Origin of the sequence: Rhodococcus sp. DMU1, from assembly GCF_012272955.1 — a bacterium.
Taxonomy (GTDB): Bacteria; Actinomycetota; Actinomycetes; order Mycobacteriales; family Mycobacteriaceae; genus Rhodococcus; species Rhodococcus aetherivorans.
On sequence record NZ_CP050952.1, the window covers coordinates 491,407 to 515,664 of the forward strand.

Sequence of the window (24,258 nt, forward strand, 5' to 3'; positions counted from 1 at the left end):
GGAGTCTTGTCGGCGTGTGGTGACAATTGAAATGAGTGTGGTCTCCGGTACTCGCGTGAGCGATCAAGCAAACCTCGGGTACCGGAGACCTCGTAGGTCGTGAACCGGACCCTTCCGACCGGCGAGCGGCTCTATGGGTGCTCACTGAATTCGGCGAGGGTGTCGGGGAAGAGTTGCGTTGTCGTCTGGTGACTCGTATCGCGGACGCTCTCAGCACCGGGGTTCCGGGCGAAGCCCCGGACAGTCGCCGGTTGCCTGCACCGTTTCACCGAGGAACTGCTGTCGGAGCAGTAGGACCGCGATACGGCCGGCATGTTCATTGCTGCGAGGCAGGAGCTACGCCGTGACCGTCGACCACGCCTGTGACGTGGTCGACGGCCAAGGGTGTATGACTTTGTGCACGGTCGTCGACGGATCCGCCCGAACTCGCTACCTCGACACGTGGGCCGATGAGAAGGGTGTTGCTGCCGTGGTTTTCGTCAGCAGCGCGCCTCCGGGGCCGCAGTCAGCACCGGACAGCCTGCTGCTCGACGAGTTCCTGGCGCAGCGCGCGTAGCTGGCGCGGCATGTTCCATCCGGCGACAGCGGTGGTACGCCCGGACGCGTCGCGTTGCACGGCGGCAAAGGGTCCCTCGTCGAGCGAGCCCTCGACGGCGGTGAAGTCCGCGGCCGTGGGGCGGCCGTAAACCTGGATCCGCACGTCGTACTGGTCGCTCCAGAAGTATGGCACCGGTGCGAACGGTGTCCGCTTCCCCAGCAGGGTCCTCGCGGCCGCCATGCCCTGCTCGGTGGCGTTCATCCGGTGCTCGAGACGAAGCCGTCCGAGCGTCGGGTGAAGCCACGAGGCGACATCACCGGCGGCGACGACCCCCGGTGCGGCCTGGCAGAATTCGTCGCACTGGACTCCGTCGTCGATGGTGAGTCCGCTGCCGCGCAGCCAGTCGGTGACCGGCTCGGCGCCGATCGCGACGAGCAGTACGTCTGCGGCGACCTCCGCGCCGTCGTCCAGGACGACGCCGCTCACCCGGCCGTCGGTCTCCCGGACATCGGCGACGCCGCGTCCACAGAGCAGCTGCACACCGTGGTCACGGTGCAGTCGCGCGACCCGCTGGCCGATCCGCGGACCGAGTTGGCGCTGCAGCGGCAGCTCCAGCGGGTCGATGACGGTGACCCGGCAGCCGAGTTCGGCGGCCACCGAGGCTGCTTCCGTGCCGAGGAAGCCTGCGCCGACGACGACGACGGCTGCGCCGGGTACAACCTCCCGACGCAGCGCGAGGGCGTCCTCGATCGTGCGGAGCATGTGCACCCCGGGGCGGCCGACTGCGAAGGGCAGGGCCCGGGGACGCACGCCCGTCGCGACGACCAGTCCGTCGAAGGCGATGTCGGAACCGTCCGCGAGCGCGAGCCGGCCCGCCGCGAGGTCGAGCCGCTCGGCCCGTACTCCCAGCCGCCATTCGGCGTCGAGCCCTTCGAGCGCGGCGGGCGGGCGCAGGGTGAGTTTCTCCTCTTCCCACTCTCCGCGAAGCAGCTGCTTCGACAGTGGCGGTCGGTCGTACGGGGGCCGCTGGTCTCCGTCGACCAGGACCAGTCTGGCGGTGTACCCCTCGCGGCGCAGTGTCTCGGCCGCGGTCAGACCCGCGGCCGAGACACCGACGACCACGACCTGGTCGAGGCTCATTCCTCGACCACGATCGCGAGGGCCGGGCAGAGCAGCGCGGCCTCGTGCACTTGGGGGGCGAGGTCGGCCGGGGGTGAGTCTTCGAGCAGGATGACGATGCCGTCCTCGTCCCGCTGGTCGAACACCTCGGGCGCGGCAAGCACGCATTGCCCGCCGCCGACGCACTTGTCCTCGTCGATGTGGATCCTCATCAGGTCTGTCCTTTCGGTCACCAGGTCACAGGCAGGCGATGCAAGCCGTAGATGGACATGTCGGTCTTGTATTGGAGTTCCGTCACCGGCTCCGCCAGAGCGAGAGTGGGGATCCGCTTGAGGAGAGTCGAGTAGACGACCTGCAGCTCGACCCTGGCCAGCTGCTGCCCCAGGCACTGGTGGACCCCGAAGCTGAACGCGAGGTGGTGCCGTGCGGGCCGGGTGATGTCGAGGACGTCGGGTTCGGCGTGGCCCTCGCTGGCGAAGGCGGCCTTGTCGCGGTTGGCGGAGGGAAAGTCGAGGATCAGGCCGTCGCCGGCGCGGATCTGCGTGCCCGCAACCTCGAAGTCGCCGATGGCCACGCGCCGGGCACCGCTGTGGACGATCGTGAGGTAACGCAGCAGCTCCTCGACCGCACCTGCGGCCACCGCCGGGTCGTCGGCGTCACGGATCAGCGCGGCCTGCTCCGGGTTGGTCAGTAGTGCGGCGGTGCCGAGGGCGATCATGTTGGCGGAGGTCTCATGGCCGGCGGTCAGGAGCAGCAAGCCCATCCGGGCAACCTCTTCGCGGGTCATGAGACCGGGGTTGAGCTGTTCGACGACGAGGCGGCTCAGAGTGTCGTCAGTCGGTTTCTCGATCTTGGCGTCGATGACGTTTCCGATCATCGCGAGCATCTCCTCGGCCGCTGCCACGGTGTCCGCGGGTGTGGAGGTTGCCGCGGTGAATACCTTGGTGAGCTCCTGGAAGCGGTCGTGCTCGGAGTAGGGAACGCCCAGCAGCTCGCAGATCATGACCGACGGCACCGGCAGGGCGAGCGACTCGACGAGATCGACAGGCTTGGGGCCGGCGAGCATCTCGTCGATGCACCGGTCGGTGACGGCCTGGACGACGTCCCGCATGCTCTGCATGCGCTTGGCGGTGAAGTCCCGGGCCAGCGCGCGGCGCGGCTCGTCGTGGGCCGGGCCGTCCTCGGTGAAGAAGGTTTTCGCCCGCGCCCGGCGCGCCTTGATCGCGGCTGAGCTGTGCGGGTATGCCGGATTGTCGGTGTCCGCGCTGACCAGTGGACTCGCCATCACCGCGCGGATGTCGGTGTGCCGGGTCACCAGCCAGGGCTCACTGCCGTCCCAGATCCGCACCCGGCGCAAACCCTCTTCCTGCTGAATCTCGGCTAGGTCGCCCGCCGGGTCGAACGGGCATCGTGCGGTGTCACGCGGCATGGGGTACAGGGGGACATCGGCGGTGTGCAGCATGCGACCTCCAGAAGCGGAAGGGAGAGATGGAATACTCTAAGTTGTATTCACTTACTCCTGGTAGTATCCACCTATTCTGCGTAAGGTCAAGATCTGCACCCAAACAGTCAATTACATGCTGTGCCGGCTGGGCTCTTGACAGAGCTCTCGCGGGCATCTAGAAGTGAATAATCGTTCGACTCAAGGAGGTATCTGTGCACCCCACAGCCCTGGTCACCGGCGCAGCTCGCGGCATCGGCCGGCAGATCGCCGTCTCCCTCGCCCGTGAGGGGTACGCCATCGCTGTCGTCGACACCGACTTCGACGGCTACCGTGAGTTCGACGAGGCCGCCGGCTCGGTTGTCGACGAGCTGCGCGAGATCGGCGTGCCGACCATCGCCGTCGAGGCCAGCACCACCGACGTCGAGGCCATGCAAGAGCTGGGCGCTCGGATCCACCAGGACTGGTCGCGGCTCGATGCGTTGGTCTGCAATGCAGGCGGCGGCAGCGGCGGCTTCGCCGACAACACGGCCGCCACCATCGATCTGAGCGCGTTGGACGACGTACTGCGCCGCAACCTGCACGGCACGATCACGACCGTGCAGGCCGCCCTCCCGGCCCTGCGGCAGGCGACCAATCCGGCGATCGTGACCATGGGTTCACTCACCGGCGTGGTCGCCAACCCGCAGGGCGGCTACGCCCACTACGGGATCACCAAGGCGGCCGTCATGCACTACACCCGCTACCTCGCCAACGAGCTGACACCCGAGGGCATCCGCGTCAATTGCGTGGCGCCGGGCCTGATCTCGACCGGCAGGCTGCGCGTGCGCCTCAGCGAGCAGCCGGAGCGCGAGAAGGAAATCGCGGACCGCCTCGGGACGCCGGACGAAGTCGCAGCGGCCGTGCGCTACCTCCTCTCTCCCGCCACCACGCACATGTCGGGCCAGGTGCTACAGCTCTGGCCGCCGGATGTCCGCTGAGTCCCGCTCCCCGAACCCCAGGAAGGCCAACGTGCCCACCCATCTGACGATGCAGCAGGTCGCCGAAGCTCAGAGCCTGTGCCACGTGTTCCAGTCCACCGTCGCCGCGCGCCCCGACCAGGTCGCGCTCCGTGCCTGGGAGGACGGTCGAACCTTCACCTGGCGCGAGTACGACCACCGAGTTCGCCGCATCGCCGCCGGCCTGGCGGGACTAGGCGTCCGACCCGGCGACACGGTTGCGATCATGCTGACGAACCGACCGGAGTTCCACATCGTCGACACCGCGGTGATGCACCTCGGCGCGACGTCGTACTCGATCTACAACACGTTCACCGCCGACCAGGTGTCGTCGCTGCTCGGTAGTGCCGGCAGCCGGGTGGTGATCTGCGAGGCGCGGTTCGGTGAGGTCATCCGCACAGCCGCACTGCAGCACCCGGACACCCGCGTGGTCTGCATCGACGATGCCGCCGACGACCAGCTCTCCCTGGACGCGCTCGTCGCGCTCGGTGACCCGGACTTCGACTTCGACGCGTCGTGGCGCGCGGTCGGGCGCGACGACCTGGTCGCCCTGATCTACACCTCGGGCACGACCGGTGAACCCAAGGGTGTCGAAATCACCCACGCCAACCTGCTCTACTCTTCGTCGGTCAGGGCGCGACAGCAGGCGGAGTTCACGACGCGCGATGCGGAAGAACGGGTGCTGTCGTACCTACCCGACGCCAACCTCGCCAACAGATTCGCCGCGCACTACCTGCCGATGGTGACCGGAGCCACGGTGACCGACGTGGTCGACGGCCGGTCGGTGCTGACGGCATTCCAGGAGGTCCACCCGTCGACCTTCATGGGCGTGCCGATGATCTGGTACAAGCTCAAGGCGCTGATCGAGAACGCAATTGCCGCCGAGCCGCCCGCCGAGCGGGCCGCGATCGAGCAAGCCCTCGCCGTCGGGCTGGAGAAGGTGCGCAGAGAACTTGCCGGCGACCCGGTTCCCGAAACGCTCGCCACCCAGCACGCCACAGTGGACGCGGCGGTCCTGCACGCCTGGCGGCGTCGGTTCGGCTTGGACGGTCTGTACTACGCGACCTCGGGCGGTGCGCCGATCGCGCCGGAGACGCTGGAGTTCTTCTTGGCGCTCGGCGTGCCGGTCTGCGAGGTCTACGGGCTCACCGAGAGCGCTGCCTCGGGCATCGCCAACCACCCCCACCGGATCCGGGTGGGCACCGTGGGCCAGGCGCGTAACGGAGTCGAGGTGAGGCTCGCCGACGACGGTGAGCTGCTGCTCCGCAGCCCGGGCGTGATGCGCGGCTACCGCAACGACCCCGCGAAGACGGCGGAGGCCGTCGACTCGGAGGGCTGGCTCCACACCGGCGACATCGCCACCGTGGATGAGGACGGCTACGTCCGGATCGTCGACCGCAAGAAGGACATGATCATCAACTCGTCGGGCAAGAACCTCGCACCGGCGAACATCGAGAACGCAGTCCGTCTCGCCTGCCCCCTCGCCGGCTCGGTCGTCGCCGTCGGTGACGGGCGGCCGCACGTCGCGGCGCTCGTCGTCCTCGACCGCGAGCAGGCCGCGGCGTTCGCGGCCGCCCACGGCATCACCGACCTCCGCGCCGAGACGCTGTCCCAGGACCCGCGCGTGGTGCGGGAGGTGGCCGAAGGTATCGCGCGCGGCAACGAGCGGCTCTCGCGGGTGGAGCAGGTGCGTGCGCACACGGTGCTGCCGTCGTACTGGGATGTCAACAGTGACGAGCTCACCGCCACCACGAAGGTGCGTCGCAAGCTCGTGCACGAGAAGTACGCCGCCGAAATCGCCGCGCTCTATGCCTGACCTGACCGGGAATGTTCCTGCGCATGAGTGCGTGTAATCGGCGTCGATCTCGGCGGTGTCCAGGTGACCGCCGACCTCGGGACGCCGGTCGGCCGTGCCGCACTGGTCGAAACCGTTCGTGACCCGGCTCCGGAAGGAATCGCCGGCATCCTCGCCAACGGCGGTGTCCAGACCCTGATCGTCGACGGCGGTGGCGCGACTCTCATGGGCCACAAGGATGTTTGGTCGGGCGTCGCGCGTTGGCGACCTGAACTGTGAGCACGAGATGGATGGTCTCGGCGCGCGCCATCGTCGCGACCACAGCACCCTCGATGGGCCCGGCGGGGCGTGGGGGCTGAAAGCATGGACGTCACCGTGGTCTCGGTGGCCGAACTCGCCGCCGGGCTCATCCCGTGGATTGCCGAGGCGATCCGCATGCGTGAGCACATGAACTGGTGTCGGGTGCGCCCGCTATGCGCGGGCAGGATCCTGGGGGGCGTGGTCGGGGAGCGTGTGGGGCGCTCATCTGCCCTAGCGCCTGCTCGAACCGGTCGCCGGGGTGACGGTCTGTTGTGCGGAATCCGGTTGGCGATTCCGGATCGCACCGACTCGGGGGGACCGACACGCGACACATGCAGTCACCGGGATCTGGGCGGTTTCATGGCGGCCAAGACCTCGCTCGGCGGGCTGCCGCCGGTACTCCTTTTCGATGTAGCGAGCCGAGGCCCCACTGACCTTCATTGCCGATCTTGTGGAGTATGTCGTTGTGGCTAGCACTTTTACGCCGGCATCCCTCTGTCGAGGGTGATGTCCGCAGGACATGGTGTGGGCACTCGTACCACTGGGTGTCATTGCTGTTCCAGTCGGCAATGCCGTCGGGCTGGAAGCGGCACGGCGCGTACCCACGACCGTCTTTCGGTCTGCGGTCATCGGCCTGGTGATCGTTGCCGGCACCGCAACCTTGATCTCATCCTGAATGTCTCGGGTGTCCATACCGGCCAGGTTCGCAGAACGCAGAACACAGCGTCGAGCGGGTCGTCGATCAGATCGGTGAGGTGTTGGCGCGCCTGGGCCCTCGTCGACAATGCCGCGGTCCGCGGAGGCTCGCTACTCGACGTCGAACTGCGGGTGTGGCATGGGGTGTTTGACGTCGATTGCGCCGGATGTCCACTGTGCACCTGGGCGTTCGGGCGGCGGATGCGTGAGTCGCGAGGGATCGATCGTCCCCGTCGCCTCGATCGGTTGTCGGTTGCCCGGACGGGCGGCAGGCCGGTCTGCTCGATCCGCAGCGTTCCCGGCACATGCACCGTACGCCGCCCCTCGATTGTGACTCAATATTCGGAGTGCCTGGGTTCGTATGCAGGGTAATCGGCCTTAAAGTTAATCGCTGATAGTGACCGGGGGGCTTGTGCGACGGTGTCGAAAGTGGTTCACTTCACTCTATAGCGGGGTCTGTGATGTGCTTCTCGCAGCCGGGCCGGGCCGGATTCCGAGCGGTGAGCCGATCGTCGATCACCTCCGCGAGACTCAACGACGTAGAGAAAGGCCACCCATGGCTGTCGATCACACATTTTCGGCAACGGTTTCGGCCGGGCCACACCGTTCGCCGACCAGGCGTCAGGCCTGGGTCACCGCGGCGATGCTCTTCGTGTTCATGCTCATCAACTTCGCCGACAAGGCCGTGCTCGGCCTCGTCGGCGTGGACCTTATCGACGACCTGGGCATCACCCCGAGCCAGTTCGGTCTCGTGCAGAGCGGCTTCTTCTGGTTCTTTGCAATCGGCGCCATCGTCGGCGGCATGCTGATCGGTCGAATTCCAGGCCGGTGGCTTCTCGCCGGCGTTGCACTGATATGGGCGCTGTGCCTTCTCCCGATGGTGTGGAGCACCAGTTTCACCGTGCTGCTGATCACGCGCATGATCCTCGGTTTCGCGGAGGGCCCGACGGCCGCCCTGGCCTTCGGAGTGACGCATAGCTGGTTCCGGGCCGAGAAGCGGGCTCTGCCCACATCCATTGTCGCGTCGGGAACATCGGTCGGTCCGCTCGTCGCCGCACCGATCATCACCGCACTCGTCATCCACTACTCGTGGCATGCGGCCTTCGCCGCCATGGCGATCGTGGGCCTGGTGTGGGTGGTCGGCTGGTTGATTGTCGGTCGCGACGGCCCCGAGGTCACAGGGCACGCGGTGTCGTCGTTTCCGATGCTTCCGGAGCGGGTCCCCTACCGTCGCCTGTTGACGTCCGGCACCATCGTCGGCATTACCCTGCTCTTCTTTGCCACCTACTGCAGCGTGGCGCTCAAGATCAGCTGGCTGCCGTTGGCGTTGCGTCAGGGGCTGGGTTACGACAAGGTCGCCACCGGCTGGCTGGTGTCCCTGCCGTACCTCTGCGGCGCGATCTTGATGATCGTCTTCGCGGCAGTGTCCCGCGCCATGACCCGGCGAGGGGCAAGCGTCCGCGCTGCTAGGGGACTGCTGCCCTGCGCGCTGGTGGCACTAGGCGGTTTGAGCACCATCGCATGGCCTCTCCTGGATCGCGGTGTGCTGCAAATTGTCCTGCTCGCGGTCGGAGCGTCCCTGGTGGTCGGCGCCCAGGGTATCGCCTGGACGCTGGTCTCGGACGTCGTCCCGGTCAAACAGCGCGGCACCGTCATGGGCGTGATGATCACCTGCTACAGCATGGGTGGCGTGATCGCGCCTTTGCTGCTGGGCAACCTGGTGAACGACGCTTCGAACCCGCTCCATGGTTACCAGCTCGGGTTCGCCGCCTTCGGTGTCGTCCTGGTGGGCGGAGCGCTGATCGCCGCTGCGCTCATCAACCCCGAACGCAACGTTGCGTGTTTCGTCGAGGCGCAGGAATTGTCGGCTGTGCGCGCGGACGATGCGGCATCGGCGGGGCAGATCGGACCGCGCTGAGTGCGCCTGCGGTCCTGTCGTGTCGATGACGGAGAAAGTCAACTACTACCGTGTCCGACTGTGGCTCACGCTAGGACCTGTTGCGTGCCTGAAGTGCAGTCAAGTCTGCACACACTCGAACGGTGGGCCGATTTGTCCGGCCGGCACATCTTCCTGGAAGAGGGGCATACACGGGGGAGAACAAGCACTACTCGGACTGCCGCCCCTGACATTTCACCGTGGCGGGCACGTGCTGGCGGTCGAGTTCAGCCGCCCCGAAATGTACAACGCGATCCGCCGTCCGATGCATGAGGAGCTCGCCCGGAAATCTGCCCAGATCCGGAAGGACGACACGATACGAGCCGTCGTGCTGACCGGTCAGGGCAAGGCATTCGCCACGGCGGGAAACCCTGGGGCGAGCAGCCGGAAGCCGGCCCAGTGCTCGACGCGCTCTTCCAGGAAGCCCGGAAGATCACTATGGACATCCTCGCATCGCCCCAGGCCATCATCTCGCCGGTCAACGCCTGCAGTCGATCTCGGCGCCACCATCGCGCTGCTGTGCGACATCATGCTCATCTCGAGCGCGGCGATCATCTCCGATCCGCACGTGACCGTCACCGTCACCGCCGGCGACGACGGTGCTATTACCTGGTCATGGCTGGTCGGGATGACCCGCCCGAAAAAGTCCCTGATGACCGGCGACAAGGTCACCGCGTCGGAGTCGGAGCGGATCGGCCTGATGAACCGTGTCGTCGAGCGCGAGCATCTGCTCGACCAGGCCGCACGCGCTCACGGAATGATCTGCCGTCGGCCCGGTGAAGGCGGTGCAGGGCAAGGCCGTGCTCAACCAGATCCTGCGCGATACTGCCGATCTGGTGCTCGACGACGTGTTCACCACCGAAAAGGAGCGCTTCGGCTGCGGCGAACACCGCCGGGTAGGCGAGTTGTTTCCCCGGTCGCGAGTCGAACGCCACCGCAGGGAGCGGCTCAGCGCACCACGACACGCGGCCGAATTGCCGCTCCCCCTGGATCGCCGTACCCGCCACGAGCCGAACGGCTGGGCCTCGTTCTACAACACCTTACCGCCGATCAGCCGCCTACCTCGTCGACAGCATCGACAAGCGGGTTGTGTTGTACGAGAAGCAATCTCTCGACAAGATTCGTATGGGGGCCGCGGACACCGGGGTCCGTACCGTCGTCTGTGTCGACAGCTACGCAGACGGGACCGTCGGCCTCGACGACCTCGAGTCGCGTGACGTCCCGGATTTCGACTTCGACCGCGTCTGGCGTTCGGTGTCCCGCGACGGCCTGCTCGCACTGATCTTCCCTTCTCGAACCACCGGTGCACCCCAGGGCGTGAAGCTCACTCACGGCGACATTCTTTTCTCGGTTGCCACGAACGTGGCCATCCAGGCCGAGTGCGCGCGGGCCGACGCGCAAGCGGGACCCCGAACCTTCCCGACGCCAACCTCGCGAACCGCTGGTCGGGCCACAACGTGCCGATGCCGTCACGAGCGACGATCACCACCGTCCTCGTCGACCAGCACGACAAGTCGATCGAGGCCGCAGGTCACTGCGGGGTCCGTTCACCTGACTCGAGGGCTCGAAGCGTCTCGCTGATGACCGCCATCGTGCTGTGTGGGGCGTGACGTCGATGCCACCGCGTGGAGTGCGTCGCACTGCCTGCCCCCTTCCTCCCGCGAGTGTCACATCGGCACGTGGAGCGGCTACGTCGAATGCGACCAGTTCGACGGCCAGAGCACAGACGCCGCCGGCGAGCCCGGGGGAGGGGTAGGGGCTGGTCGAGTGGAGGGCTCGTTCTTGGCGCCGCCATGACCGCACGGCTGCCACCGCGAGTACGCTGCCGGTACCGCAGGCGACGAACGCGACCTTGTCCCGAGATAGATCGTGGTCTGTGACAGACCCGTCAGGGTGGTCATCGGGGTGGCCTCACCGGCGACCGGGGTCGGACTGTTCGGACGCAGGCTCGTGCGGTGCATTCATTGGCGAGCGAGAAGCGGGTGTCCGGCTGCTCGCCCACCGAGTACACCGCCACGGGAGGCCGGTGCTGCTGGTCATCCTCTTTCGTCTGTGGCTTCACCCCTGATCTGTACCCCGACGGATCTTCGACAGAAGTAGGTTGTCAGAGCAGCTCGAGAATCGTGGCGTTGGCCATGCCGCCGCCCTCGCACATCGTCTGCAGGCCGTACCGGATCTTTCGGTCTCGCATGTGATGCACCAGCCGGGTCGCCAGGATCGCGCCGGAACCGCCGAGTGGGTGCCCGACCGCAATCGCGCCGCCCAGCGGATTCACCAGGGTCGGGTCGGCTCCGGTCTCGCCGAGCCATGCGAGCGGAACCGAGGCAAACGCCTCGTTGACCTCGAATGCGCCGATATCGGCGATCGAGAGGCCGGATCGTTCGAGCGCCTTTGCGGTTGCCGGGATGGGCCCCGTCAGCATCATTACCGGATCGTCGCCTGCCATCACGGCGGTATGGACTCGTGCGATCGGGGTCAGACCGAGTTGGTGTGCCTTTTCGCTGGTAGTGACCAGCAGTGCTCCGGCACCGTCGGAGATTTGGGAGGCGTTGCCGGCGTGGATGACGCCGTCCTTCTTGAACGAGGTTTTCAGTTCGGCGAGCTTGTCGACAGTGGTGCCCCGGCGAATACCCTCGTCCATGTCCAACACACCGGGAAGAGGGGCGATCTGGCCCACCAGTGCTTCTGAATCGACTGCCGCGGCCGCCTTCTCATGTGACATCACCGCGAAGTGATCGAGCTGGCGACGGGTGAGCCCCCACTTCGCGGCGATCATTTCGGCGCCGACTCCCTGGTTGAAGGTCTCGACCCCGAATCGGTCCAGAACAGTCTGCCCGAACGGTTGCCCGGATTGGCGGCTGGAACCCATCGGGACCCGAGACATCGACTCCACACCGCCGGCAACGGCAACGTCATAGTGGCCGGCGATCACCCCGGCGGCGGCGAAGTGCAGCGCCTGCTGGCTCGAACCACACTGCCGGTCTACCGTGGTGGCCGGAACCGACTCGGGCCAGCCCGCCGCGAGGACGCCGCTCCGGCCGATGTTGTTCGCCTGGTCTCCGATCTGGCCGACACAACCCCACACAACGTCGTCGACGACCGCGGGATCGATACCAGTCCGCGCCGCCAGAGCGGTCAATACGTGGGCCGACAGGTCTGCGGGATGGATCCCGGCCAGTGATCCATTGCGCTTGCCGACTGGGGTTCGTACCGCGTCGACTATGACTGCATCTCGCATGATGTGCTCCTGGTGTCCTCGGTTCGATGCACCCTCGAATCAATCAGGGCAGCGCATCGGGCACAAAGAGGCGAATGCGAACACGGCGATTCGATCCACCTATGAATGACCATCGCGACGAATCGATGCAGATCGGGTAGCGACTTCTGTTCGGGCGGTTGCTCGCTGGTGAATGACACCGGAGGAGATGAGAGTCTCGAACTTCGCAGCCCGACCCGGCGCGCAGAGCACTGCCTCCGTGTCCTCACCCAGCTCCGGCGCCGAGGCAGTGAGCGAGACGCCCCACTCGTCGATCGTGACAATCAGTTCGATGCCGCGTTTTCCCCCGTCGCGACGAACTATGGGGAAGATAGCGACTTACGATTGAGCAGTTCCGTATTCGCTATTGGACTTCGCTCGCGGAACTGGTTTAGGTGGGAAGCGAGTTGTTGCTCGGATGTCCGGCGGTCACATGCCCTCTTCGACGAATGTGGTCGACTCGCGCCGTGACCGGCATGACAGTCGGTCCTGAGCGCATCCGTAGAAACCGCCGGACGAAGTGATGAGGACCGTCATCCCGAACCCTGTGGGGTGTGAAGTGAAGGAACGAGATGCCCGAGTTGTTGGACGTGGACATGGTCGGTCCAGACGAGTTTCGCGGCCTGTGCTGTGAGGGTTCGCCCGGTCGGGCATTCGGTGGGCACATCGCTGCACAGGCATTGGCTGCGGTGCAGCGCACGATCCGGGAGGACCGGTCGGTGCACTCTCTGCACGGCTACTTCCCGAGCCGTGGCTGCCCGGACCGTGAGGTCCGATACGTCGTGCAGCGACTCAAGGACGGGAACTCCTACGATCTTCGTGCGGTCACTGCCTGGCAGGGGTCGGGTGCCATCTTCACGATGACCGCATCGTTCAAAGTTCCCGAGAGCGATTCGTCCCGGCACACGGTGATGCCGGACGTGCCCGCGCCGGAGCTGCTCGAAGAGCTCGGAGGCGAGTGGGATCGAACATGGGCAAACCTGGACAGGACTTCACCGGTCGGACGGGCCGTCGAGATACGACCCGTTCGTGCGAAACCCCATCAGGGGGGCGAACCCGGCGAGTCCCGTCGCTCGTTGTGGATCCGTTTCGCGGGGCATCTGCCCGCTTCTCCCGCCCGCCACGATTGCGCGCTCACCTTCTTGTCGGACCTGGCGCTCGCCCGGACAGCGGTAGTCGGCCATTCCCCGTCGACCGCGCAGGACCCGTCGACCGTCTTCACCACGTCGCTCGATCACTCGATCTGGTTTCACCAGCAGTGTCACGCCGACCGGTGGATGCTCTACACCCAGCGCAGTCGGGTCTCCGGGGACGGGCGCGGACATACCTTCGGCGAAATCTGGAGCCGACGGGGAGAATTGATCGCAACAACCACACAGGAGGTGGTCCTCCGCTCGCTACGTGAATCGACACCGGTTCCCGCCGGGCCGGGCTGAGCGAGTCCAGTTCGGCAGACGTGACGGCTTCCCGCCCCGCTGCGGACCCGGGGGCAGTGTGTCGGTTCGGCGGTTCCGACGGCGTGTGCGCGGTCCGAGAGTATTGCCACGACCGCAAGTGCGAATGTCGATACGCCCAAGCAAATACATCCGGCAGTGGAAGCGACCTGCACCGCTCGCCGGGATCATATGGGTGACCGGTGCGGCGACCACCACGATTGAACCTCGACGATCGCGGATGGTACGCCATATTTGAACGGTGTTTCCCGGTATGTCGGGATATCTGCCACCCTCGCCGCGCCGAGACGGACACGGACATCTCCGAAACCAACGCACTCAGGTCGCCCGCTGAGGGCACCGTCTGGTGGAGGGAATTCGGGCGCATGCACATCGTGATCCCGGCCGGTCCTCTTGCGCAGAAGTGCCAGTCGCGCGTGACATGGTGACGTCCCCTAGCAGTTCGCTTGCGGCTGTGACGCTTTGCGGCGCACGTATCACCGACCGGCACCACGGTGTGCATCTGCGGCGATCCGATTACGAGGGTGCAATGTCGGCGGTACGTCCTGCGCGTGCCGAACATGCGAGGTATGTCACGGAAAGGCTGGAGGCGAAAAACGATCCCGTGAGGTGGTGAGCCGGCCACGCCCTCTTGGTCCGCCTCCTCACCTCGCCTCTCGATCGAGACAACAGCAGCAGCGCGTCCGGATCACATCGCCGATTCACCTCCGCCCGATGGTCGGGACCGATGGGTATTTCCTATGGGTTGTGTCGAAATCCGCTCTTGGACAGCCACCCCCGAAGACGGTTGCATCGACCTCGGCGCGGATTCCCCGCGCCGACGTCGAGGAAGGACGCACATCGATGACACCGTCGTTGGAGGGACTTACCTGCCTGGTGACCGGTGGGGGCCGAGGTATTGGGCGCGCCGGTGCGCTCTCGTTGGCACGTGCCGGTGCCGCCGTTGCCGTGGCTGCCCGCACGGCCGACCAGGTCGAATCCGTGGCCCGAGCGATTCGGAACGAGGGCGGTCGCGCGATCGCGATATCGGCCGACGTCACTGTTGCCGACCAGGTGGCCGCGATGGTTGCCCGTACCGTCGACGAATTCGGTGGCCTGCACGTGCTGCTCTGCAACGCGGGCGGTGGCCTGACCTCGGGCCGGCTGGTCGACAGCGCACCGGACGACTGGGAACGGACCATCGCCCTGAACCTCACCAGTGTCTTCCATTGCGCACAGGCTGCACTACCGCAGATGGCCGCTCAAGGAATGGGCAAGATCATCGTCATCGGATCGGGTACCGGTCACGTCGCCGGTGCCGGTGGATCGGCGTACGCCGCTGCAAAAGCAGGGGTCGCACATCTGGTGCGGGTCCTGGCCAAGGAGGTGTGGCGCCACGGCGTCGACGTCAACGAGATCGTACCGGGGCCGGTCGCGACTGATTTGACCCGGGACGATTTTCGCCTTGGCGAGGTTCCTGCGTTGTCCAAGACGGAGCGGGTGAAGCACCCGGACGAGGTGGCCGAATTGATTGTCTGGCTCGCTGGCCGGCCCGTCGAGGGGCCGACCGGCCAGACATTCAGCCTCGCGCGTAGGCCGCTGTGACAGGGCGGGACGTGGAAAGCGCTCCCGATCACATCGATCGGCCCAGCCTATCCGTCACATCACCGAGACAGTCTTGCTCGTCTCGACTGTCCGAGGTCTGATTCATAGGGCAGTAAGCTCTCGGCGCTCTCGAGCGTCGGCGGTCGGCCCGCCGCCGGACCGGTCGGAGATCGGATCGCCGCGCCACCGCATTCCCCGAAACACCACCGATCATTGGAGAACGAAGTATGGACTTTTCGTTGACAGTCGAAGAGCGCGACATCCAGATGTGGGTTCGCACCTTCGTCGACCGTGAGATCAAGCCGCTGGAGGAGCAAGCACTACGCAACGAACGCGCAGGCCAGGTCGGTGTCGAGCCCGACACCATCCGGTCCCTGCAGCTCAAGGCCCGAGAAGCCGGATTCTGGGGCGTGCAGACACCGGAGGAGCTCGGCGGCATGGGCCTGAGCGCGGTGATGGCAGCGGTGATCGAGATGGAACTGGGGCGCAGCTTCATCCGATTCAGGTTCGGCGGCAGCGCCGACAACATTCTGTACGGATGCAACGACGATCAGCGTGCGCGGTACCTGCTTCCCACCATCGAAGGCGATCGGATCTCGTGCTTCGCGCTTACGGAACCGGGAGCGGGATCCGATGCGACGGCGATCCGCACATCAGCTCGCCGGGACGGCGACGACTGGGTGATCAATGGTGAGAAGGTGTTTATCACGCAGGGCAACGAGGCCGATTTCGCGATGGTCTTCGCGGTCACCGACCGGGACCGCGGTGCAAACGGCGGCATCACCTGCTTCCTGGTCGACCGGGACATGGGATGGAAGTCCGAGCCCATTCACACTATGGGCCAGTGGGGTCCGGCCTCCCTGGTGTTCGAGGATGTCCGCGTCCCTGCCAAAAATGTCCTCGGGCAACCGGGTTTCGGATTCGCTCTGGCGATGGAGTGGATCGGAAAGGCCCGATGGGGAGTACCGGCGCGGGCGATCGGCGCCTGCGATCGGCTGATCCAGATGGGTGTGGACTACGCCAACACAAGGCAGACCTTCGGAAAGCCGATCGGTGAGCGGCAGGCGATCCAGTGGATGCTCGCCGATTCGGCGGTGGAGGTCGATGCGGCCCGGCTGCTGACGCTGCGTGCAGCGTGGGTCGGCGATCAGGGCGGGGATGCACGGCATGCCAATTCACAGGCCAAGCTCTACGGAGCCACCATTGCAAACGAGGTCGTCGACCGCATTCTGCAAATTCACGGCGGCATGGGCTACACCCGCGAGTTGCCGATCGAGCGGTGGTACCGGGAACTGCGTCTGGCCCGGATCTACGACGGCACCGACGAGATCCAGCGCAAGACGATCGCACGGAACCTTCTTCGTGGGCACGTGATCATGGGCGAGCTTGACTGAACGGTATGACGACCCCCGGACCCCCGCTACGCGGACGAATCGAACACATTCCGCGGGCCGCGCTCGAGGACGGCGCACCCGCAAACCCTGCGCGAAGGGGAAGCGCGATCTTCCCCGGTGAGGAGTTGGCATGATCGCGGCACCCGTCTACGAGCTGTCCTTCGACGATTACCTCGACCGGATCCGCCGGTTCACCGACGAGGAGCTGATCATCCGCGAGGCGGAGATGGTGTCCAAGGGCGAGGTGCCGCCGGACCTCGTTGAGAAGATGGCGTCGCTCGGACTGTTCGGGATCACCCTGCCCAGACGCTGGGAGGGCCTGGAATGGTCGGTCGAGCAGCAGGTGCTGCTCACGTTCGAGTTCACCCGGGCATCGTGCGTGTACCGGTCGCGGTTCTCGACCACCATCGGACTGTCGTCACAAATCTTGCTCGACTATGGCACCGACGCGCAACGTGAACTCTATCTGCCGCCGATGGCACGGGGCGAATGCGTCACTGCGTTCGCACTCACTGAGCGGGGTGCAGGCTCGGACGCCGCAGCGATATGCACGACCGCCGTGCGCGAGGGCGACCATTTCGTCATCAATGGCAGCAAGCGGTACATCACCAACGGCGCATGGGCCGATCTGCTGGTGGTTTTCGCCCGCACCGGCGGTGCCGGCGCTGAGGGGGTGTCCGCTTTCCTGGTGCGGGCGGACACGCCCGGAGTCAGCGCGAGCCTGCCCGATCGGATGAATGGGCATGCCGAGGCGCCGGTCGCCGAGCTGCGGTTCGACCAGGTGGTCGTGCCGGCCACCGCGTTGATCGGCGGGCTCGAGGGGGCGGGTCTGCGGTTGGCGATGCGCGGGATCAACCATGCCCGGATCCACGTCGCCGCGACTGCGGTCGGGCAGGCGACGCGGATCCTGGACGAGGCGGCACGCCATGCTGCTACCCGAACCCAGTTCGGTCGCCCTATCGGCGAATTCGGCAGCATCGAGGCGATGCTCGGATCGAGCTACGCGGAGTTGGAGGCCGGCCGAGCTCTCGTACTCGACTGCGCCCGTCAGTTTCACGGACAGTCCATTCCCCGGCACCGCATCGCGGCCGCCAAGTATTTCTGCACGGAGATGGCCAGCCGGGTGGCCGACCGGGCGGTGCAGATCCTGGGCGGCGAGGGGATCGTCGGAGACAGTCCGGTGCCCCGGATGTGGCGCGACGTCCGGGCACTCCGGATCTATGAGGGAGCATCCCAAATTCACGAGCGCAACCTGGGCCGCCATGTCCGCGCCGCGGCGGGCACCGACACCGAACGGAAACTGTGATGGAATTCCACACGATTCGACTCGAGATCGCAGATGGCATCGCCGTCATCACCTTGCATCGCCCGGACAAACTCAACGCCTTCACCCGGCAAATGAGCGCCGAGATCGTCGCGGCCTTCGCCAGGACAGACGCCGATGACGGCGTCAAGGTCGTCATCGTCACCGGCTCGGGCCGTGCGTTCTGTGCCGGTGCCGACCTCTCCGGCGGCGGTGCACGATTCGACTACGGCGATTTCGGGGACGACGTCCCACGTGACGGCGGCGGCGTAGCTACCCTGCGAATTTTCGACTCCGTGAAGCCGGTGATCGCCGCGATCAACGGCGCCGCGGTGGGCGTCGGTACCACGATCACGCTGCCAATGGACATTCGACTGGCATCTGAGGACGCGCGATTTGCGATGCCTTTCACCCGCCGGGGTGTCATCCCGGAGAGCTGCTCGAGCTGGTTCCTGCCGCGCTTGGTCGGGGTACAGCGCTCACTCGAGTGGTTGTACACCGGACGGATGTTCTCGGCAGGGGAGGCACTGGAGGCGGGGCTGGTCTCGGCGGTCCACCCGAGAGATCGGCTGCTCGATGAGGCACGCGCAATCGCCGCCGAGATCATCGACAACACCGCCCCGGTGTCGGTTGCGCTGACGCGGCAGCTGATCTGGCGGATGCTCGGAGCCGCACACCCGATGGAGGCACACATTGCCGAATCGCGGGGCATGGCCGTGCAGGGCGGGAGCAGCGACGCCCACGAGGGCATCACCTCATTTCTCGAGAAGCGGCCGGCCAAGTTCGTGCGGACGGTCGAAGCCGACCTGCCCGCCATCTTCCCGCATTGGCGCGAGCCGGAGTTCAGGTGAATGGGGCCGGACAAGGTCGACCGGAGCGGCCCCAAAAGCAGCCTCCGGACCAACACAGAGAGCGGGAATAGCCATGCTGAGCACTAGATTCACCGACCTGTTCGGAATCGAACACCCGATTGTGCAGGGCGGGATGCAGTGGGTGGGACGAGCCGAACTCGTGGCTGCCACTGCGAACGCGGGTGCACTGGGGTTTCTCACGGCATTGACGCAGCCGACCCCGGAGGCGTTGGCCGCGGAAATCGCCCGCTGCCGGGAGATGACCGATCGTCCCTTCGGGGTCAATCTCACCATTCTCCCAGCGATCGCTCCGCCTCCGTACGCAGAGTACCGGCAGGTGATCATCGAATCCGGGGTACGCATCGTCGAGACGGCGGGCAACAACCCGGCCGAGCACATGCCAGCGTTCAAGGCGGCCGGAGTCAAGGTGCTCCACAAGTGCACGAGTGTGCGACATGCTCTCAAGGCGGAGGCATTGGGTGTCGACGCGCTGAGCATCGACGGTTTCGAGTGCGCGGGCCATCCCGGCGAGGACGACGTTCCGGGTCTGATCCTGATCCCGGCCGCGGCCCGAGCGCTGCGGATCCCGTTCATCGCGTCGGGTGGGTTCGCGGACGGGCGTGGGCTCGTTGCCGCCCTCGCCCTGGGCGCGGACGGTATCAATATGGGCACCCGTTTCATGTGCACGGTCGAGTCGCCGGTGCATGAGCGGGTCAAGCAGTGGGTGGTCGACGCCTCCGAGCTCGACACCGAACTGATCTTTCGGCCGCTGCGCAACACCTCGCGGGTGGCAGGCAATGCAGTCAGCCGACGGGTTGTCCAAATCCTGGCAGAGGGAGGGAATTTCGACGACGTACGCGAGCTCGTGGCAGGAGCGCGAGGGCGACTGGTGCACGAAGAGGGCGATCTCGATCTCGGTATCTGGGCGAGCGGCCTGTCCCAGGGCCTGATCCACGACATTCCCACGGTTGTGGAGATGGTCACGCGGATCGTTTGCGAGGCGGAGGAACTCGTTCGCGGTCGCCTGGCTCGACTGTGTGTCAACCCGGTCGGTGCGCACGCCAGCTTCTGATCGGCGTCAGCCCCCACCAGGTTCGTCCCGGGTGGTGAGGTCCCGGATCTTCAAGTGAGACGGGTGTATCGTGAGCGCTGAATGAGCGAGGTCTCCGGTCAAGGGGTTTGACGGCGAAGAAAACCCTGAAGACCTTCGGGCGTCGTGCCCAGCGTTGCGGTGACGGGCCGGACGGACCTGACCGACTCGCAGTGGGCGGTACTCGAAGCACTGCTCCCCACCCCCGGCCAGGTCCGGATGGCCCTGCGTGGACGGAACACCCAGCTCATCGACGGTATCCGCTGGCGTACCCGCATCGCGCACTCTGGCGCGAAGTCACCGACCCGGTACGGACCCCTGGCAGAGGCGTGGAGGGACTGTTCCGTCGCTGACAACCGGCCGCCAGGGTGCGGGCACAGATTTGACCGCGTTGCACGCGTTGGCCGACGCCGCGGGCCGGATCGTGTGAGACGTCGGCGTCGACTCGACCATCGTGCGGGCCCACCGGCACGCTACCGGTGCCTGCCGATTGCTGCAGCTCGCATCACGCGGCGGGATCGACGCGAGCCCGACGTCGTCGCCCTGGGGGGTTCTCCCGGCGGGTGGACCACCAAGCTGCACCTCGGCGGTGGGCAGAACCGGCGGCCCGCCGGCGGTGTTGCTCACCCCGGGTCAGGACGGCGGCAGTCCGCAGTTCACCGCGGTGTTCGAGCGGCTCTTCGGTACCGCGCCCTGGTCGTGGCCAGGTGCGTACCCGGTCGGTGCGGGCTGGCGGACGAGGGCGTACAGTTCCCGCGCCAATCGCGTCCAACTGCTCGAGGCGGCATCCGAGCGACGATCACGATCCCGTCCGATCAACTCGCACACCGCCGCACACGAGGCAAATGACCGTCGGCCCTCGACCATCGGATATGCCAGCAGCGGCACGCGGTCGAGTGGCATCAGCCGACTCGAGCCGCACCGGGCGGTGGCCATCCGCTTCGACAAGCTCGCCGTGTGTCGTCTGACCACCGTCCACGTCGCCACCATCAACTAGCGGCTCTGAACGAGCCGATATGGGGCGCGGCATAACGCCGCCGTGCTCCCGCCCCCGGAGGTGGGCCGGCCGCAGTAGCAGTGCTCCAGGCTGCACAACTGTTGACGTCGGTCGCACGTGGTGTTCGGTCCCCGGGCCTGAGCCATCGGCCAAGCGACGCGGCCGGATGGTCAGTCGCTGCTCCGGTCGCGGAAGTGCTCAACCGCCATCTCGAAAAACGCGGCGGCCGAAGGCGATAGGTGACCGGCCCGGCGCACCAGACCGTAGGGGAGGAGGATGGGTGGGTCGAGGTCGCGCACCACGGCGCCGGTGCGTACTGCCTGGTTCACCTGTCCCTCGGGACTGAACGCCATGCCTATGCCGCGCAGGACGAGTGAGCAATGCGTTGACCTGTGCGCCGTGACGACTCCGAGCCGCGTGTGCAATCCGGCGCGGCGAAGGGCCTTCTCGACCGCATCCCTGCCCTGCGCGCCGAAAGGAGCCGCCGTGGTCGGAAGATCGGGTAGCTGCCCGATCGGTAAGGGGTCAGGCAAGGCGGTGCCGATTCCGGGGGGCATCACCAGCTTCATCCGCTCGACGCCGAGCTGGACAAGCTCGAGCCGCCCCCGAACTGCCTCGCTGTGGATGTCCGCTTCGTCTTGGAACGGTAGAAAGCCCAACTCGCTCCTGCCTTCCCGGACCTGGTGCAGGATGTCGGACTCCATCGCTGGCGTCTCGATACTGATGAACACGTCGGGGTGACGGCGACGGAACGCTCCGACGGCCGGAAGAATGAACTCGAGTGGGCTGCCCATTGCGGCGATGTCGAGGCGACCGGTGCGTATCCCTGCGACCTCTGCGACCGACGCGCGCGCCGTCGCCACGTCCCGGATCAACTGGCGCGCTGGACCGATGAGTGCCTCACCGGCCGCCGTCAGAACGACTCCGTGACCGACCCGGTGAAATAGCGGAGTCTTGAGTTCACGTTCGAGCGCGCGGATGGTCTGCGACAGTGAGGGCTGCGAAATGTGGAGTGCGGTTGCGGCGCGTACGAGGCCGCCGTGCTCGACGACCGCGAGAAATTGGGCCAGCTGCCTGAACTCCACCGCGCCTCCCGGGCACCTGATGACGTCGCAATCGATTCACTGCATTCTGCCTGTTCCGACAATGATCGGGAGCGGGGGCTCGTCGATGGGTCAAAGCGAACTACCCCGGTGCGCCTGCGATATCGTCGGAGCATGGATGCCCGGCAGCTACGCTATTTCCTCAGCGTAGTAGATCACGGCGGCATGACTCGAGCCGCGGAGGCGCTGTACATCGCCCAGCCGTCGTTGTCGCAGGCGATCCGGGCCCTCGAACGGGAACTGGACGTCGAACTTTTCCATCGACTCGGCCGCGGGCTCGAGTTGTCGGCCGCCGGCAGGGCGCTGGTCGGTCCCGCCCGGCAGGTCCTCGGTGGAGTTCTGGAGACGTCGGACGCGGTGCGGCGCATCCAGCAGTTGGAAGAAGGGCGGCTCGATGTCGCCGTGACCAGCGACCTCGCCGTCGAACCCCTGGCCGACTTTATCCGCGTCTTCCGTGACCTCCACCCCGGGGTGTGGATCAATGTGCTGCGAGCGTCCGATTCCGACGAAGCCGTGGAACTGGTCAAACGGGCGACCTGCGAGATCGCGTTGTGCTCCCTGCCCGTGCGCGTCGCCACCGGAACGCAGGCCCTCCCGTTGGGGCAGCACATGTTGGTCCTCGCGGTGCCGCCCGGGCATCGGCTGGCCTGCCACGATTTAGTCCCGTTGTCGGAACTCGAGGAGGTCGATCTGGTCGCGGGGCCACTCGGGGACGTTGTTCGAGATTTGCTCGAGGAAGCCTGCCGGACCGCCCACGTGCAGGCGCGAGTGGCGGTCGAAATAGGGATGTTGCCCGTCCACCCGCGTCTGGTCGCCAGCGGTGCGGGCGCCGCGATCCTGCCGCCGGCCCAGGCTCGGGAAGCGGCCGATCTCGGCGCTCACCTGTGCCGCATCGACCCCCCGATGGTCCAAAAATTTGGTTTCGTCCACAGGAACGACAGCCTCGACGCGGCTTCACAAGCCTTCATGATGATCGCGCGACGGTTCGTTGGGCAATCGTAGCCGCACCGCCTGCCTTGGTGGCTGTCGACGACAGGAAGTTTCAAGGATTCTGCGCAGACTGTCGATGGCAGGTGAAGGCTCGTTCTGGCCCCATTTTCCTTGACCACCCACCGGTCGGCGCGTCACTGTGGAAAGACGCCAGGTGTGCACCACGCGGACGGCGGCCACCCTCGTCGAGGATGCCGGCAGGCCTCCGGGCTGTGCCGGGTGGTCTCGGCCGTGACCGGACGCGGTATCGGCATCGGCCGGGGCGCGCGGAACCGACGATCGGGAGGGGCATCGCGATCGGAGGTGAACGCATGCACAAAATGACGAAAAATATTAAATATTAGCAGTCAGGGTATGTCAGTTTCGGTGGGGATGTTCCCGACGGGCACGCGCGTGCTCCTGGTGGTGGATCCCGTCGAGTGCGACTTCCCACCGAACGAGCGCAGTACCGATATCCCTGAGCGCCCCGCAGGGAGGGAAGGTCCGGCGCAAGGCGCGGATCGACGCGTTGTCCCGCCGGATCGTGGACTGGGGGGCCGGCTCACCCCAGGTCTCATCGCTGGTTCTCGATGCGCCACCGATCGCCACCGCGGCCGCACGCCGACCCACCACGGCGTTCGGGCACACCCGACGATCACCTCTGCACCCTGTGAGCATGGATCACGGACCGTGCACTGGATCGGAGTTTCGTCGGGCCCCGGGGCCCGTTCACCCCTCGTACCGGCTGATTCTCGACAGGCACCCGATGCGGCCGAGCCTAGTACCGGCGGGCCGCGTAGAACGGCATCGAGTCCAGTGGTGCCTGTTTCACCGACTGCCCGGCGGTGGGGGCGTGGACGACCGTGCCGTTCCCGGCGTAGAGCCCGACATGCTGCGCTCCGTTGAACAAGACGAGATCGCCAGGCTGCAGGTGTGCCCGATCCACCGGTTGTCCCCCGTCGAGCTGGTCGTAGGTGGTGCGCGGCACGACGACCCCGACCTGCTGGTACGCCCACTGGACCAGACCCGAGCAATCGAATGCATCCGGCCCCGCCGCAGCCCAGACGTACGGTGCGCCGATCTTCGACTCGGCCGCGGCGAGCGCCCGCGCACCGTGGGTCGACGGCGACGGCGGCAGTGAGGGTGCCGTGTCGGGGAGGGGCGCAGGGTGGGGAACCGGGAGGGGTGCAGGGGTAGGCGCCGGAGGAAGCGTCGGCGTGTGGGGGAGGTCGAACGTTCCGATCCCGGGAATCGTGATCGGCTCCGCTGCGGCAGGAGACGCCGGAAGCAGGCATGCTGCCATCGTCACACCCCCGGCGATCAGCAGTCCTGTGGTCGAGACCTGCAGGCGGTTGCCCCGACGCACTCTGTGCTTGGCCATGAAATGGAGTCCTTCGTGTCATACGGTGTCCGAGGGATCCAGGTGCCGCTCGG

Annotated in this window: 22 protein-coding genes; 14 read left to right on the forward strand and 8 right to left on the reverse strand. The window is 66.4% G+C overall.

All coding sequences use genetic code 11. From position 1 onward, the window contains the following. The first annotated feature begins 343 nt into the window (after positions 1 to 343). The gene (locus tag HFP48_RS02230) at positions 344 to 556 is read left to right on the forward strand and encodes a hypothetical protein (RefSeq protein ID WP_168578952.1); all 213 of its coding nucleotides are present in this window, start codon (positions 344 to 346) and stop codon (positions 554 to 556) included. On the opposite strand, the gene HFP48_RS02235 is transcribed toward HFP48_RS02230, so the two are convergent. Genes HFP48_RS02235 through HFP48_RS02245 form a run of 3 tightly spaced genes read right to left on the reverse strand, consistent with a single transcriptional unit; the run spans position 506 to position 3,119 of the window. Next, positions 506 to 1,678, reverse strand: coding sequence for an FAD/NAD(P)-binding oxidoreductase (locus HFP48_RS02235; RefSeq protein WP_065923145.1), 1,173 nt, complete (start codon positions 1,676 to 1,678; stop codon positions 506 to 508). The genes HFP48_RS02230 and HFP48_RS02235 overlap by 51 nt on opposite strands. Then, positions 1,675 to 1,869: a ferredoxin gene (locus HFP48_RS02240; protein ID WP_050034438.1), complete on the reverse strand. Its 195-nt coding sequence runs from the start codon at positions 1,867 to 1,869 to the stop codon at positions 1,675 to 1,677. The genes HFP48_RS02235 and HFP48_RS02240 overlap by 4 nt, the downstream gene beginning before the upstream one ends. Positions 1,870 to 1,886: 17 nt before the next feature. Continuing rightward, on the reverse strand, positions 1,887 to 3,119 hold the full coding sequence (locus HFP48_RS02245) for a cytochrome P450 (protein ID WP_065923144.1): 1,233 nt from the start codon (positions 3,117 to 3,119) through the stop codon (positions 1,887 to 1,889). Positions 3,120 to 3,313: 194 nt separating this feature from the next. On the opposite strand from HFP48_RS02245, the gene HFP48_RS02250 reads away from it, so the two are divergent. The 4 genes from HFP48_RS02250 to HFP48_RS02265 all read left to right on the forward strand — a co-directional run bounded on the left by HFP48_RS02250 (position 3,314) and on the right by HFP48_RS02265 (position 8,805). Beyond that, on the forward strand, positions 3,314 to 4,078 hold the full coding sequence (locus HFP48_RS02250) for an SDR family NAD(P)-dependent oxidoreductase (RefSeq protein WP_050034440.1): 765 nt from the start codon (positions 3,314 to 3,316) through the stop codon (positions 4,076 to 4,078). A 31-nt stretch (positions 4,079 to 4,109) separates the two neighbouring features. Beyond that, on the forward strand, positions 4,110 to 5,912 hold the full coding sequence (locus tag HFP48_RS02255; protein ID WP_327204990.1) for a long-chain fatty acid--CoA ligase: 1,803 nt from the start codon (positions 4,110 to 4,112) through the stop codon (positions 5,910 to 5,912). 63 nt (positions 5,913 to 5,975) lie between these two features. Continuing rightward, on the forward strand, positions 5,976 to 6,170 hold the full coding sequence (locus HFP48_RS02260; RefSeq protein ID WP_050034441.1) for a hypothetical protein: 195 nt from the start codon (positions 5,976 to 5,978) through the stop codon (positions 6,168 to 6,170). Positions 6,171 to 7,443: 1,273 nt separating this feature from the next. After that, complete coding sequence (locus HFP48_RS02265; protein ID WP_231772096.1) at positions 7,444 to 8,805, forward strand: MFS transporter; 1,362 nt, start codon at positions 7,444 to 7,446, stop codon at positions 8,803 to 8,805. A 357-nt stretch (positions 8,806 to 9,162) separates the two neighbouring features. On the opposite strand, the gene HFP48_RS31420 is transcribed toward HFP48_RS02265, so the two are convergent. Next, positions 9,163 to 9,495 (reverse strand): hypothetical protein, encoded by a 333-nt coding sequence (locus HFP48_RS31420; RefSeq protein ID WP_246872501.1) that lies wholly within the window; start codon positions 9,493 to 9,495, stop codon positions 9,163 to 9,165. A 378-nt stretch (positions 9,496 to 9,873) separates the two neighbouring features. Next, positions 9,874 to 10,155 (reverse strand): hypothetical protein, encoded by a 282-nt coding sequence (locus HFP48_RS31425; protein WP_231772095.1) that lies wholly within the window; start codon positions 10,153 to 10,155, stop codon positions 9,874 to 9,876. Positions 10,156 to 10,286: 131 nt separating this feature from the next. Between HFP48_RS31425 and HFP48_RS02275 the strand changes: the two genes are divergently transcribed. Then, on the forward strand, positions 10,287 to 10,433 hold the full coding sequence (locus tag HFP48_RS02275) for a hypothetical protein (RefSeq protein ID WP_168578954.1): 147 nt from the start codon (positions 10,287 to 10,289) through the stop codon (positions 10,431 to 10,433). A gap of 494 nt (positions 10,434 to 10,927) precedes the next feature. Here the strand turns inward: HFP48_RS02275 and HFP48_RS02280 are convergent, their stop codons facing one another. Further along, a complete protein-coding gene (locus HFP48_RS02280; RefSeq protein ID WP_050034446.1) occupies positions 10,928 to 12,061 on the reverse strand; it encodes an acetyl-CoA C-acyltransferase in 1,134 nt (377 codons plus the stop codon). A gap of 590 nt (positions 12,062 to 12,651) precedes the next feature. Here HFP48_RS02280 and HFP48_RS02285 point away from each other — a divergent pair. From HFP48_RS02285 to HFP48_RS31430, 7 genes are all read left to right on the forward strand, one after another. Next, entirely contained in the window at positions 12,652 to 13,515 is an 864-nt protein-coding gene (locus tag HFP48_RS02285) for an acyl-CoA thioesterase domain-containing protein (RefSeq protein ID WP_050034447.1), read from the forward strand. 861 nt (positions 13,516 to 14,376) lie between these two features. Beyond that, the gene (locus tag HFP48_RS02290) at positions 14,377 to 15,117 is read left to right on the forward strand and encodes an SDR family oxidoreductase (protein WP_065923143.1); all 741 of its coding nucleotides are present in this window, start codon (positions 14,377 to 14,379) and stop codon (positions 15,115 to 15,117) included. Between the two features lie 239 nt (positions 15,118 to 15,356). Beyond that, positions 15,357 to 16,511 carry an acyl-CoA dehydrogenase family protein gene (locus HFP48_RS02295; RefSeq protein ID WP_231772094.1) on the forward strand — a complete coding sequence of 385 codons (1,155 nt, stop codon included), beginning with the start codon at positions 15,357 to 15,359 and terminating at the stop codon, positions 16,509 to 16,511. A 130-nt stretch (positions 16,512 to 16,641) separates the two neighbouring features. After that, positions 16,642 to 17,817, forward strand: a complete 1,176-nt coding sequence (locus HFP48_RS02300) for an acyl-CoA dehydrogenase family protein (protein WP_050034450.1) — start codon at positions 16,642 to 16,644, stop codon at positions 17,815 to 17,817. Then, entirely contained in the window at positions 17,817 to 18,665 is an 849-nt protein-coding gene (locus HFP48_RS02305) for a crotonase/enoyl-CoA hydratase family protein (RefSeq protein WP_065923142.1), read from the forward strand. The genes HFP48_RS02300 and HFP48_RS02305 overlap by 1 nt, the downstream gene beginning before the upstream one ends. Positions 18,666 to 18,738: 73 nt before the next feature. After that, on the forward strand, positions 18,739 to 19,737 hold the full coding sequence (locus HFP48_RS02310; RefSeq protein ID WP_168578955.1) for a nitronate monooxygenase: 999 nt from the start codon (positions 18,739 to 18,741) through the stop codon (positions 19,735 to 19,737). Between the two features lie 607 nt (positions 19,738 to 20,344). Next, positions 20,345 to 20,752, forward strand: a complete 408-nt coding sequence (locus HFP48_RS31430; protein ID WP_232334127.1) for a hypothetical protein — start codon at positions 20,345 to 20,347, stop codon at positions 20,750 to 20,752. A 170-nt stretch (positions 20,753 to 20,922) separates the two neighbouring features. On the opposite strand, the gene HFP48_RS02320 is transcribed toward HFP48_RS31430, so the two are convergent. Beyond that, positions 20,923 to 21,837 carry a LysR family transcriptional regulator gene (locus HFP48_RS02320; protein ID WP_050034452.1) on the reverse strand — a complete coding sequence of 305 codons (915 nt, stop codon included), beginning with the start codon at positions 21,835 to 21,837 and terminating at the stop codon, positions 20,923 to 20,925. 132 nt (positions 21,838 to 21,969) lie between these two features. Between HFP48_RS02320 and HFP48_RS02325 the strand changes: the two genes are divergently transcribed. After that, the gene (locus tag HFP48_RS02325; RefSeq protein ID WP_065923140.1) at positions 21,970 to 22,857 is read left to right on the forward strand and encodes a LysR family transcriptional regulator; all 888 of its coding nucleotides are present in this window, start codon (positions 21,970 to 21,972) and stop codon (positions 22,855 to 22,857) included. A 745-nt stretch (positions 22,858 to 23,602) separates the two neighbouring features. Here HFP48_RS02325 and HFP48_RS02330 read toward each other — a convergent pair. Beyond that, complete coding sequence (locus HFP48_RS02330) at positions 23,603 to 24,205, reverse strand: C40 family peptidase (RefSeq protein WP_168578956.1); 603 nt, start codon at positions 24,203 to 24,205, stop codon at positions 23,603 to 23,605. Positions 24,206 to 24,258 lie beyond the last annotated feature (53 nt).